Genomic DNA, 12844 nt, shown 5'->3' with positions numbered 1-12844 from the left:
GCCGATCCTCGGCGTCACCTACAAACCCAACGTCGCCGACCAACGCGAATCACCCGCCCGCCCCGTCGCCCGCCGACTCCGCCGAATGGGCGCCCACCTCACCTTCCACGACCCCTACGTCGACCACTGGATCCTCGACGACACCGAAGTGCCCCGAGTGGGAGACCTCGACCAAGCCCTCCACACCGCCGACGTCACCCTCCTGCTCCAAGCCCACACCGCCTACGACCCCAAAACACTCCGAGCGGCCCGACTACTCTTCGACACCCGGGGCGTCAGCGACGGGACAGCCGAGGTGCTCTGACCATCGTGCTCTCACCACCCCGAGTACACCGCCGACCATGACGTCATCACTCGACCACGAAGTGGGGCACCTGACGGCATCCAGGCTCCCACCGAGCGGATCCGGAGTAGTCCTCTTTCGGATCAAAGCGCCGCTGACGGGACGTGCCCAGATCATGGCTGGATCTCGGGCGAGAGCGCTGCGACCTGGTTGGCCGCCCACGTGGCAATGGGGCCGTGCCGTGCCCTACCATCGCCCGATGGGCACCGCGCGGCTCGGCCCACGGAGACGTAGGAGACCCGCCCGCGAGTGTGGAGCGCACGAGCGGACTACGACGATTGGACGGACCGGCCAGTGAGAATGCGTGGGTATGCGGCCATCGGTGGCGTTGCGTGGCTGGCGATCGTGACACTCGCAGCAGCCGGTTCGGCCATCGGACTTGCTACAGCAGTATTGTTTGCCGTCCTCGGCCTCCTGGTGCTTGGCACCCTCGCCACCATCGTCACCACACACCGGTTGCTCCAGAGGGTTCTAGCAGGCGTATCGCGACTCGATACGTCGAAGATCGATGCAGATCTCAACGCGACCGGAAACCTTGTTCGCCGGGACCTTCGCAAGACCTTCCGGCAGGTCGAGGCGATGCAGAACCTCTACGCGATCCTCGACATTCAGCACGCGCTCCCTGCATCCAGAGGCTTCCCGGCCTCACCTGATCTGTTGCTGTTCCTGGTCGACCTGGTAGACCGCCACCGGCCACGAATGATCGTCGAGTGTGGGAGCGGCCTGTCCACCCTTTGCCTCGCGCTTGCCATGCGCCGCTTCGGTATCGACGGCAAGGTCGTGGCACTGGAGCACCTTGCCGAATACGCCGAACAGTCCGAAGAGCTTCTCCGCAGGCACGAAGTAGGCAACCTCGCCGAGGTTCGTCGCGCACCCCTGGAGCCGTTCGCGTTCGACGGCTCGTCGATCGACTGGTACGCGGAAGTTGCTTGGAAGGACCTCGACGGTATCGATCTGCTTTTCGTGGACGGGCCACCAAGCAAGCTGTCGCGGAACGCGCGTTACCCGTCGATCCCGTTGCTGTACGACCGACTGGCCGCCAGTGCGCACATCGTTCTCGACGACTACGCGCGTACGAAGGAGAAGGCCGTTGTCGAACGGTGGCGTAATGACTACCCGAGCCTCGTGGTCGAGAACATCTCGCTGGAGAAGGGCGCTGCGCTACTTACACGCCGCTGAGTCGCTGTAGAACCCGCGATCCGGCACGCCGTGCCCGCCATACAAGGTTGATCCGCCCAACGCGGATGGCAAGGCTCGCGGAGTCCGGCACCTGCCGCGCATACCTCGGCCACTGGAACGGCTTTCCCCACCGGACGCCGCCAGTAAGGCTGGGCTGAGACGGGACGGGGATGTCGCGGTAGGTGTCGGTCGTCCCCACGCGAATGTGCACCGTCCACTCTCCTTCGGGGAGATCGTCCACATCAAGCCGCGCGGTGAACCTCCCGCTGTCGGACACGATGGGCCTGGTCCGGATGATGCCGCCCTCGGCGTGGAGCGCGACCGCGACAGGGTTGTGGTCGACGAGATCGAACCGTCCATCAACAGCAAGCGAGGTGCCGTCCCAGACCGCGCGGTCAAGCCGTACCGCGTCGCTCAAACTATGTTTGCTCTCGCCGATGTCGACGCTGAGGTTTCCGTACGGAACGGTGAAGTAGGTCGCTACCGCCTGCAGGCCAGCGTTGCCGTCATCGGCGAGATGCAGGGCTGTGGTGGTCCGAAGCTCAGACGTCCGCTGGCTTCCCAGCCGGGCTGTCCTGGTGAAGCCACCACGCCTGACTCTGAGATAGAGGTCCCAGATACCGTCGGGAAGTGGCCTGCCGTCGGCCACGTCAAGGATGTTCAGGCGTGCCTCGAATCCTCCTTCGTCAGTGTGGGACGCAGTCACGGAGTACTCCGGGGCCTCGGTGTCCCTCTCACGGACAGCGATCTCAATCGTGGAGTCCTCTGGAGCGAGCACCCGATCGAGCCCAGCAGTGCCGGTAAGGTGCAGCTCGGATCCCGTGAGGGTGTACGTCATCAGTTGGTGGCTGACCGTCAGGTAGTCGGTGACATCGAAGTACCTGTCGGCAATCGACACGTCGGGATCGCGGAAGTACGGCAGATTGGCGAAACAGCGATCACCCTCGACTGTGAGGTTGAAAGGCCGGTAGCTCCGCTCGAAGAGATGGACCTCCATCAGGACGTCAAGGAGCTCGCGTTCGACCAGGTGATACCGGAGCCGGAGCGACCACGGGTGCAGCCGCTGTGCAAGTTCTGGCGTGAGATGGGTTCGGACAAGTGCGACGATCCGCGCGAACAACGCTTCCTTCTTGGCCCGATTCTTTTCTCTGGAGAGGTGGCTCATCACGTGCCGCAGCTCCAACTCGAAGTGTCGCCGCAGCAGGTGCTCGCGCTTGTCTGCCGCGGGAACTTCACTGGCCAACAGCGCGCACATGCGTTCCAGGACGGTGAGCCGGGACTCGGTGCCGCCCGACCTGGTGACGTGCTTGCCGTCGTCGCGGCGGATGGCGAAGTAGCAGTCATAGTCGGCCACGACCGAGATCCGGCGTGCCCGAAGGTATGCCAACGCGGAGAAGGGCTGGTCCGAACAGTTCGTCAGATCGGTGGGGAAACGTATCGAGTGCTCCTCGAGCAGGTCTCGACGGAACAGCTTCAAGCAGCACAACGTCCAATAGACCCTGGAGCTGAAGAGATCGGCATCGGGCTGGTTGCTACGGAACATCGACTCCGGCACGCCGCGTCCGCCGACTCCCTTCATCTTACCCAGCACGATGTCAGCGGCGTTTGTCTCGGCGGTCCGGAGCAGCCGCTCCAACGCCTCGCGACCGAGATAGTCGTCTGCATCGACGAAGTAGACATAACGACCCCGGGCGAGATCGAGACCCTTGTTGCGTGGGGCTGCCGGACCTCCAGACGCCTCCTGGTGAACTGGCTGGATCACATCCGGGTGCAGAGCCGCCCACCTGTCCAACTCCTCTCCGGTGCCGTCAGTCGAGCCGTCGTCGACCACGATGAGCTCCATACGCTCGGTCCCGAGCGACTGCGTAAGGACGGAATCAAGGCATTTGGTGAAATACGGCATCGCGTTATGCGCCGGAATGATGACGCTGATGTCAGGCACACGCATGCGGTCCTCCCCTGGATCGTCGCGATGATGAGCAGCCCGTTGACCTGCAGGATCACCTGGCTGCGGAGCGCAGGGCTTCACATTGAAGCCAGCTCGTAGGTCTCCAAGGCCCGGCCGCGAGCTGGCTTCCACTCACAACAAGCAATCGGTCGAGTCCGAATCGCAGGCAATGCCTACTAATTAGATCGGAATTGATTGAGGCTAACTTGACGACAGGGCAGGCTTCTTCGAGGCGTTGTGCTTGACACTCCACTCGGCCAAAGCTGCCTCGAGGTCCCCTTTCGCATTGATGCGGTCGAGAAAGGATGGAAAGTCCGTTTCGGCAGATTCGAGCCACATCGTCATGGCGGTCCGGCCATGAAGGAAGGTCTCTATGTTGGCCGTCACGGTGTCGACGTAGTGGCGACAAACCTCGAGGCGCCGCTCCTCTGGCCAATCCTTGACACGCTTGACGATTCCGTGTCCGAAAGCGCGAATCATCGATGCGCGGTACGCAGAGTTCCAGCGCTTGAGAAAGCTACGGGCAACGGCGTCAGGATCTCGGCGGAGGTGGACGTACAGAACCGGGCTGTCGCTGTATCGAGCACCGAGAGCCCCGAGCTGCCAGCTAAGCCGATTGTCGACCTCCACGTGGTCCGCCGGAAAGTCAAACCGCTCCGGGCCGACAAGCCGGGCTCGGGACTCGTGACCGGAAGTGTAGTTGGTCAGGTGCCCGCATGCCCGAGAGAATGTAACCGATCCACACCGACCGGTGCAGAGCACGAATATATTCACCGCCGCATGGTTCCACAACGACGTCACCCAGGCAACCAGTCGCGGGATCCAACCACGGCCAACTGGTCAGCCCCACACGCGCTGTCTCACGCGACCCACGAGGGGACGACCTGGGCCAACCGGCCCGGGTCGGACAGCAGGCGGATCACCGTGACGGCGCCGCCGGTGACCGTGAACGCCATGACCGAAACCGGCCGCCCGCCCACCGTGATGAGGATGCCCGGGGCACCGTCGACGACCGCCGGATGACCCAGTGCGCCCGAGCGTGCGCCCAGCGTCGCCTTAGCCGCGACCTCGTTCGCGCCGCGGACGACACGGCTCCCCGCGGGGCTGGTTTGCCGGAGCTCGACATCGGGGGCGAGCACGGCGAGCAGTCCCGCAATGTCACCCCGGCCGGCTGCCGCGAGGAACGCGTCGACGACCTCCTGCTCCGCCGCCTCCGCTGCGGCCGCCGGCTTCCCCAGACGGATCCGTCCGCGTGCCCGGCTCGCCAGCATCTTCGTGGCGGCGGTGCTACGGCCGAGGATCGCGGCGATGCCGTCGAACGGGATCTCGAACACGTCGTGGAGGACGAAGGACACCCGCTCGGCCGGGGTGAGGGCGTCCATGACGACGTACAGCGCGAGGCCGACGGAGTCCGCGAGCAGGACTTCCTCCTCGGGATCCGCCCGGGAGCCCCCGGCGTCCTCCCGCCCGAGCACCCCGACGCTCAGCTCAAGCGGCTGCTCGCCCCGCACGCCGCGCCTGCGGAGCATGTCGAGGCAGATCCGTCCGGTCACGGTGGTGAGCCAGCCGCGCAGGTCTTCGATACCCCCTCCGCCGGTGCGGGCGAGGCGCAGCCACGCCTCCTGCACGGCATCGTCGGCGTCGGCGTGCGAGCCGAGGATGCGGAACGCGATCGCGTGCAGATAGGAACGACGGCTCTCGAACTCGGCGGCGATCTGTTCTTGCTCAGTCACGGTCTTCCCCCCGGCGCGGGCGGCTGTGTCACCAATCAGGACGCATCGCGAGCCCCTGAGGTAACGCCCGGACCGGTGCTACTTCCCGCCGCGGCCGGCGTTACCTCCTGCCGCCGCCGTACGTCGTAGTGCCGTCCAGAGATCCACGATCTGTCCCACGGAGGAACGATGAAAGCACGAATCCAGAACGCGGGGGTTCAGCCCGACGTCACCACCGGCGTCCAGCACCTCTTCAAGGCCATCTACGCCGGGGGCGCACCCCGTCAGACGCTGGAGCTGGTGCATCTGCGCGCGAGCCAGATCAACGGCTGCAGCGCCTGCGTCGACGCCGGCGCCGAGACCTCGAGGAAGGCCGGTATCGGACCTGAGAAGCTACTGGCCCTCGCCGCGTGGTACGAAAGTCCGCATTTCGACGACGCGGAGCGGGCGGCGCTCGCCCTCACCGAGGCCGCGACCCGGCTCTCGGACCGACCCGGCGCGGTCACCGACGAGATCTGGGCGGAGGCCGCCAGGCACTACGACGAGGGGCAGCTCCATGCCCTGGTGCTGATGGTGGCGGTCACCAACTTCTTCAACCGCATCAACACAACTCTCCGGGTGCCGGCCGGGACCCGGTGGGACTGACGCCGAACAGGGCGGCACGCGGACGGTCGTACGCGTGCGTCTGTTCCCTTCAGACGAACGGACATGCCGGCACCGGCATCGCCGATCGCAGCACTTTCGGTGGCATCTCGACCCGCAGTCGAACGCTTGACAAGTGCTGCGTCGGTCAGCGATTGTGCCGCCACGGCGGTGACCGGTCGCCGAGCTGTGGAACATCCCGCCCCAGTCGGAGTTCCATTGACGAAGGGGAATTCGCCCTCTCGGTCGTCGATATCACAAGCCGTTCTCTCCACCACCGCGTCGCTGGGGGACGAAGGTGTTCAGAGGAGGCTTGTCATGACCAGGCACGCAAGCTTCAAGAAGGTCGTCCGGCGCCACGCCGAGCAGACCGGGCAGCGCTATACCGGGGCGTTGACCGATCTCGAGGGCCTCGGTGCGCGCATGGACCACGTGCCCGCCGCTGACCGGCTGCTCGCGCATCTACGGGATCGGTACGAAATCGACGCGACGGCGGCGACGAAGCTGAGTCTGCACGCCACGTACGTCTTCCGCATCGACAGGAATGACGGCGACCCGTGGATCGCCCGTGCGTTTCACCCCGCCCGTCCGAGGGCCGGCACCGAGGGCGACGCCGCGATCCTGCGATTCCTGGAGCGGCACGACAACCCCGCAGAAGCGTTGGGGGATGACCCCAGCCGTGAAGGCAGCCCGCGTCAGGACCTGCTGGCCTCCCTGTCGTTTCTCGACGCGGCGGACACGAAGGTCGCGGAGGCCCATCGCAAGCGATTCGAGCAGCTCCGCGACCAGGTGCGCGCGGCCGATGACGCTCACGGTCTTCCCGAGGCGTTGCTCCACGGCAACCTCATGGCCAGCCCCGATCACGTGGTCGTGACCGAGCAAGGTCCGGTGGCAATCCATTGGATGGGATCTGGGCGTGGTCCGCGCCTCGCCGACTTCGCCTACCTGATGTGGGGCACCTGGCTCAATGAGGAAGCGATCGACGCGGGCGTCAACGCCTACAGCCGACACATCGAGCTGACCGACGACGAACTCGACCGACTCGAGGCGGTGATGCGCAAGCGGCCGCTGTACCTCATGGCCTACACGTACCGGCGTCACATCGACAGGCACCACGACGGCGGCGCCGAAGTCGACTGGAAGTGGTTCAACCCCGAGTACATCCACGCAGCTGCGGCCGCGACCAGAGCCGCGTTTCGCAGATAGATGGCGTTCGCGAAATGGTGGGAAAGCTGAGGGTTCTGGGCGCGGCCGAGCACAACCTGCGTGACGTCAACGTCACGTTCGGGCCCGGCGTGACTGCCGTCGTCGGCGTGTCCGGCTCGGGGAAGTCGTCGCTCGCGTTCGACGTGATCTACACCGAGGCGCGGCGCCGGTTCATCGAGACGCTCGCACTCGGCCGTCGAGGCGGACGCGTGCCGGCCGCGCAGGTACGCAGCATCGAGGGGTTGGGGCCGGCGGTCGCGATTGCCCAGAACGTGCTGAACGTCAATCCGGCTTCGACGGTGGCGACGTCGGTTGGCTTGCACCCGTTCCTACGCATTCTCTACGCCCGATTCGCCGACGTCTCCTGCCCGCGTTGCGAGGTGCCGGTACGGGCGGTGTCGCGCGAAGAGCGGCTCGCGATCGCCTTGGACATGCTCGCGACCGCGGGCACTGTCGAGGTCGAGGTGGCGGTGGTGCGGAGCCTTCGCCGCAGCCACGCGCGTCTGCTTGCCGGGCTGCGCGGGCAATTCGATGCGGTCACGATCGACGGGCGTCCGTGGGCGGCGAACAACTCCAGCCGCGTGCCGCGGCTCGACCCGACGGTCCCGCACGACGTGGTCGTACGCGTCGCCACGCTGCAACAGGGAGCGTCGGCGGCGGACGTTCGCGCCACGCTGGAGCGTGCTGACGCGTTGGGCTCACCGGAGGTCCGTCTCGGCGGTACTCCGGTGCTGCGGGAGCCGATCTGTCCGAGGTGCTCCGCCTGGGTCCGGCCGCTGGAGCCGTCCGCGTTTCGCGACGCGGCGGTTCCTCGTGGGGGGACGATCCCCACACCCCCGCTGCCTCGTGGGGGGACGATCCCCACACCCCCGTTGGACACGTCGTCGCATCGCATCGCCGGCGTCACCCTGACCGAGTTGCTGGCCCGTTCGGTGAGCGAGGTTCTCGAGTTCGTCGACCACCTGCCAGTCGGCCTGCGTGCTGCACGAATTCAGGATGAGCTGCTGCGGCGACTGAGGCCGCTGGTCACGTTGGGCCTCGGCCACCTCAGCCTCGACCGGTCGATGCCGACACTGTCGCGCGGAGAGGCGCAACGGACGCGACTCGCGGTCGTGCTCGGGGGCCGGCTCGAAGACCTCCTGCATGTCCTCGACGAGCCGACCATCGGGCTGCACCACACCGATCTCAAACGCCTGCTGGATGCCATCGCGTCGTTGCCGGGGCCCGTCCTGATGGTCGAACACGACCGGGCCGCGATCGCCATGGCCGACGATGTCGTCGAGATCGGCCCGGCCGGAGGCCGCGGCGGCGGCCAACTGGTCTTCCAGGGGACGCCCGCCGAACTGTGGCGCGCCGGCACGGCGTCCGGTCGCGGCTTCTCGGCGACGGCGCGCACGCGTCGTGCGCGCCGGCCACTCGCGGAGGGGCGGATCCGCATCACCGGTGCCCACCTGCGCAATCTGCGCGACCTCGACTACGAGATCCCGCTCGGGGCGCTCACCGTCATCACGGGCCCGTCGGGAGCAGGCAAGACCACGCTCGCCCGCGACGTGTTGCTGGCCTCGATCCGAGCCAACGCACCGATCGGTTGCTCGACCTTCGACGCTCCAGCCGTACGCGCGATCGCCGTCGATCAGAAGCCGCTGGGCAACAACCCGCGTTCGAATCCGGCGACCTATACGAAGGTGCTCGACCGAATCCGCGACGTGTTCGCGAACGAGACCGGGCGGTCCGCGTCGGAGTTCACGTTCAACCGAGCCGAAGGGGCGTGCCCGGAGTGCGAGGGGATGGGCGCGGTCGCCATCAGCCTCAGCGACCTCGCGCCCATCTGGATGCCGTGCGAGGCCTGCGACGGCCGCCGCTACCGGCCGGAGGTCCTCGAAGCAACGTGGGAAGGTCGGTCGATCGCCGACGTGCTGGAGTTGAGCGTCGACGAGGCCCACACGCTGTTCGCCGAGCACCCGTCGGTGACGCGCATCCTCGCGACTCTGCAGGAGGTCGGGCTCGGCTACGTCACGCTCGGGCAAGCCTCACCCAGTCTCTCCGGCGGTGAAGCGCAACGCGTCCGCCTCGCTCGCGAGGTGACCAAGGCAAAGTCCGGCGACCTCGTGCTGCTCGACGAGCCCACGACCGGCCTTCACCCCGCAGACCTTGGCCGGCTCCTCGACGTGCTCGACACACTGACCGCCAACGGTTGCACGGTGGTCGTCGTCGAACACCAGGCAGACGTGATCGCCTCCGCCGACTGGCGCATCGATCTCGGCCCGGGCGGTGGCCCTGACGGCGGAGGTCTGCAGCACAGCGGCCCACCCGTTGCCGAGAAACAACCAAGAGTCACGCCGCGGGCCAAGCCACGCGCCGTCCGACGCTCGAGCGACGCCATCCGGGTGCGAGACGCCCGCGCCCACAACCTGCAGGGTGTCGACGTCGACTTCGCCAAGGGCCGATTCACGGTCGTGACGGGCGTGTCGGGTTCGGGCAAGTCGTCGTTGGTCCACGACGTCGTCGCCGCCGAAGCCACGCGGCGACTGCTCGAGTGTCTGTCGGTCTACGAGCGCCAGTCGGTACGCGAGGGACCGGAAGCCCCGGTCGACTCGCTCACCGGGCTGGGCCCGACGATGACCATCGACGCGGGCGGGACGAACCTCGGTCCGGGTGGGCCTGCCGCCGAGCATGCGGCCCGGACGACCGTCGGCCGCTCCAGCGACCTCGACCGCCTCATCACGCTCGTCCTGGCGCGCGCCGGTGTGAGGACCTGCCTCGCGTGCGGTGGTGACAACGTCTGCCGTACCTCACCTAAGCCTGAAGGGGTGTGGGCCTGCGACGACTGCGCGACGAGCGCGGTGCCGATCGAGCCGCGTCACCTCATCGGGTCGCCCGCGGCCGTCTGCCCGCAGTGCCTCGGTCTCGGCGTCGAGCGGGAATTCAACTTCGACAAGGTGATCGTGAAGCCGGACGCACCGTTCGGCTCGGGAATCTTCGGCGGACCGCTCGCGTGGGTGCACGTGACCTCCGCGGACCAGTTCCTGCAGGCGCTCATCAGGCGCTACGACTTCGACCCGACCACCACGCCATGGTCCGAGATGTCAGACGAGGCCCGGCACGCGATCTTGTTCGGCGTCGAGGGTTGGGTCGGCCTGAACCACTGGGCCCAACACGACCTGGGCGGCAAGGAAACCACGGTGTTCCCGTGTCGGGAGTGCGGCGGGAAGCGGCTGCGCGCCGCGTACTTGGCGATTCGCCTCGATGGCCGCGACCGCAGCGACCTGTTCTCGGCGTCGTTCACAGAGCTCGAGGACCTACTGGCGTCGATGGACGAGCCGGACGACGAACACGCGGCGAACGCCCGCGCAGTCGCGTTGCAACGTCTCGGCTTCCTGGGCTCCGTCGGGCTGGGCTATCTCCAGCTGGACCGGATGACCTGGAACCTGTCCGCGGGCGAGGCGCAGCGGATCAAGCTGGCGTCGGTGCTCGGCGGCGGGCTCGTCGGCATGACCGTTCTGCTCGACGAACCGTCCCGAGGGCTGCATCCCTCAGAAGTAGCCGCGCTCGCCGGCGCCCTGAGCGAGTTGCGCGACGCCGGCAACACCGTGATCGCCGTCGAACACGACCCGACGCTCATCCGCGCCGCCGACGACGTCCTCGAGATCGGCCCCGGTCCGGGACGTGCCGGCGGCCGCCTCATCGATCTCGACAGCGACCAGTCGGTCACCCGGGCGGTGCGCGACGGAGGAATCTCGGTCCCTCGCCGCGACCGCCGGGTGCCGACTGGGTGGATGCACGTCACGGGCGTACGTGAGAACAACCTGCGCGGCCTCGACGTCCGCATCCCGCTCGGCGTGCAGGTCGGCGTGTGCGGTGTGTCCGGGTCGGGAAAGTCCTCGCTCGTCGTCGACACGATCGCGCTGGGGCTGGCGCGACCGAAGACCAACATCACCGGCGTCGGTGTCATCCGCGTCCAGCCCGGCGTTCACGACGCCATTTCGGGAGCGCCCGCCCGCACCATCGTCGCCGACCAGGCCCGCGCCGAGATCACCTCACCCGGCATGTTCCTCGGGCTCATCAACGCGGTCCGCAAGTCGTTCGCCGCCAGCGAAGTGGCCCGCGAGCAGGGCATCACGATCAAGGACCTCGCCTACGGCTGCGACGCCTGCGGCGGCAAGGGGACGTGGCAGGAGGGCATGTCGTTCCTGCCGTCGGTGACCCAGATCTGCGAGGCGTGCGGCGGTTCCGGCTACCGCCGCGAGGTCGCTGCCCTGGTCGAGCGGGGCCGAACCCTCGCCGACATCGAAGCCCTCACCATCGGCGAACTCGTCCAGGAGTGGGGCGACATCGACGCCGTACACCGCGTCGGCGACGCCGCTCTCGCGCTCGGCCTCGGCTACCTCATCGTCCGCCAGCCCGGTTGGAGCCTCTCGGGCGGCGAAGCGCAGCGACTCAAGCTCGCCAAACAGCTCGCCCGCCCCGCCAAGGAGGGCAGCCTCTACATCCTCGACGAGCCCACCGTCGGTCTGCAGGTCACCGACGTCGCCGTGCTTGCTCGCGCCCTCGACACGATCGTCGACGCCGGCAACACCGTCCTCGTCGTCGAACACGACCCGATGTTGCTCGCCACCTGCGACTGGCTCATCGAGCTGGGTCCCGGTGCCGGACCCGACGGTGGCGAGATCGTTTTCGAGGGCCCACCCGAAGAACTCGCCAAGGCCGACACCGCCACCGCGCCGTACCTCCTCGAGGCCCTCACATGAAGATGACATCGCTCCTGCTCGGAGATCCGTCCCCGTCGCTCCAGTGGCGCGCGGCGGTCGAGCTCGAGGGAATCACCGCTGACAACGACGACGTGCAGGCGTCGCGCGCCGAGATCCGCGAGAGCGCTGTGGTCCGGTCGCTCCTCGCTCGGCTCGAAGCCGCGCGCCACCGGCCCAACGCCGCGGGCTACCTGCTCTGTCAGCTCGCGTACCTCGGGTACGCAGGCCCCGAGTTGGGTGACGCGGTCGACGCCATCTTCGCCCGCCAGCAGGCGGACGGGTCGTGGCGACTGTGGCTCGACGACGACAACGATCAGCCCGCACCCAAGCCCACCCGGAAGGCACAGCCACAGTTGGCCCCATCAGACGGCCCGCGGTTCGTCCCCATGCAGACCGTCGTGCCGTTGCGCGGCATCGCCGCCGCCGGCTTTGCCACCGACCCTCGTGCCGAACGCGCCTACGAGTGGCTCCTGGGCGTACGCCTCCCCGACGGGTCCTGGCCGTCCGGACCCAAAGCCGATCTCGGCGGTCCCGGACGCCCCTCACCGCCGGAGAAGGACTACCGGCGACTCACCCGAGGCGCTGGGTGCCGATCGTCGACGACCGGCGCCGTCGCCTGCTTCGCGCTGCACCCCGAGCGGAGACGATCGGACGCCGCCCGCATCGGCGTCGACCATCTCCTCGCCCGCGAGACCCGAGACGAATCGACGCTCGGCTGGGAAGTCTCCCGCCTCGTCGGGCTCGAACGGGCCATGGGACAGGTCACCTTCTACGTCACCTTCGATCTCGCCTTTCTCCTCGACCTCGCGTCCCGATGCGGCGTCTCACCGCAGGACCGACGAGTGCGAGAGCTCGTCGCCTACCTCGAGACGTTGCGAGGGCCGTACGGCCTTTGGCAGCACTACGCCCACCCCCAGCTGTCCCGCTGGCTGACGTTCGACCTCGAAGCCAGCCTCCGCCGACTCGCCGACGGCGACTGGATCGGCAACGAAGAGCCCGCCGCCTTCACGCCCTACAGACGGGGGCGGCGGCGCTACTAGCGGGGCAACCTCCCGGCTCGCGTCCG

The 12844-nt window shown here is 67.6% G+C and carries 9 protein-coding genes; 6 read left to right on the top strand and 3 right to left on the bottom strand.

Translation table 11 applies throughout. The features are described 5' to 3' along the window. Together ABNF93_RS27605 and ABNF93_RS27600 are read left to right on the top strand one after the other, a co-directional pair. The coding region (locus ABNF93_RS27605) for a UDP binding domain-containing protein (protein WP_349331120.1) at window positions 1-304 on the top strand (304 nt) is incomplete at its 5' end. A 384-nt stretch (window positions 305-688) separates the two neighbouring features. Next, window positions 689-1522 (top strand): class I SAM-dependent methyltransferase, encoded by an 834-nt coding sequence (locus ABNF93_RS27600; protein WP_349331119.1) that lies wholly within the window; start codon window positions 689-691, stop codon window positions 1520-1522. Here ABNF93_RS27600 and ABNF93_RS27595 read toward each other — a convergent pair. The 3 genes from ABNF93_RS27595 to ABNF93_RS27585 form a co-directional block, all read right to left on the bottom strand. Beyond that, window positions 1509-3470: a glycosyltransferase gene (locus tag ABNF93_RS27595; protein ID WP_349331118.1), complete on the bottom strand. Its 1962-nt coding sequence runs from the start codon at window positions 3468-3470 to the stop codon at window positions 1509-1511. The two genes, ABNF93_RS27600 and ABNF93_RS27595, sit on opposite strands and share 14 nt — an antisense overlap. A gap of 201 nt (window positions 3471-3671) precedes the next feature. Then, on the bottom strand, window positions 3672-4100 hold the full coding sequence (locus ABNF93_RS27590; RefSeq protein WP_349331117.1) for a hypothetical protein: 429 nt from the start codon (window positions 4098-4100) through the stop codon (window positions 3672-3674). Window positions 4101-4330: 230 nt separating this feature from the next. Further along, entirely contained in the window at window positions 4331-5203 is an 873-nt protein-coding gene (locus tag ABNF93_RS27585) for a sigma-70 family RNA polymerase sigma factor (protein ID WP_349331116.1), read from the bottom strand. A gap of 168 nt (window positions 5204-5371) precedes the next feature. On the opposite strand from ABNF93_RS27585, the gene ABNF93_RS27580 reads away from it, so the two are divergent. The 4 genes from ABNF93_RS27580 to ABNF93_RS27565 all read left to right on the top strand — a co-directional run bounded on the left by ABNF93_RS27580 (window position 5372) and on the right by ABNF93_RS27565 (window position 12818). Then, on the top strand, window positions 5372-5827 hold the full coding sequence (locus ABNF93_RS27580; RefSeq protein WP_349331115.1) for a carboxymuconolactone decarboxylase family protein: 456 nt from the start codon (window positions 5372-5374) through the stop codon (window positions 5825-5827). Between the two features lie 315 nt (window positions 5828-6142). Then, window positions 6143-7030, top strand: coding sequence for an aminoglycoside phosphotransferase/kinase family protein (locus tag ABNF93_RS27575; RefSeq protein ID WP_349331114.1), 888 nt, complete (start codon window positions 6143-6145; stop codon window positions 7028-7030). 14 nt (window positions 7031-7044) lie between these two features. Beyond that, window positions 7045-11778 carry an excinuclease ABC subunit UvrA gene (locus ABNF93_RS27570; RefSeq protein WP_349331113.1) on the top strand — a complete coding sequence of 1578 codons (4734 nt, stop codon included), beginning with the start codon at window positions 7045-7047 and terminating at the stop codon, window positions 11776-11778. After that, entirely contained in the window at window positions 11775-12818 is a 1044-nt protein-coding gene (locus ABNF93_RS27565; RefSeq protein WP_349331112.1) for a hypothetical protein, read from the top strand. Before ABNF93_RS27570 ends, ABNF93_RS27565 begins: the two co-directional genes overlap by 4 nt. Window positions 12819-12844: the final 26 nt, after the last annotated feature.

This window comes from Actinopolymorpha sp. B9G3, from assembly GCF_040120725.1.
In the GTDB taxonomy this organism is placed as follows: Bacteria; Actinomycetota; Actinomycetes; order Propionibacteriales; family Actinopolymorphaceae; genus Thermasporomyces.
This window is presented reverse-complemented; position numbering and strand designations above follow the sequence as displayed.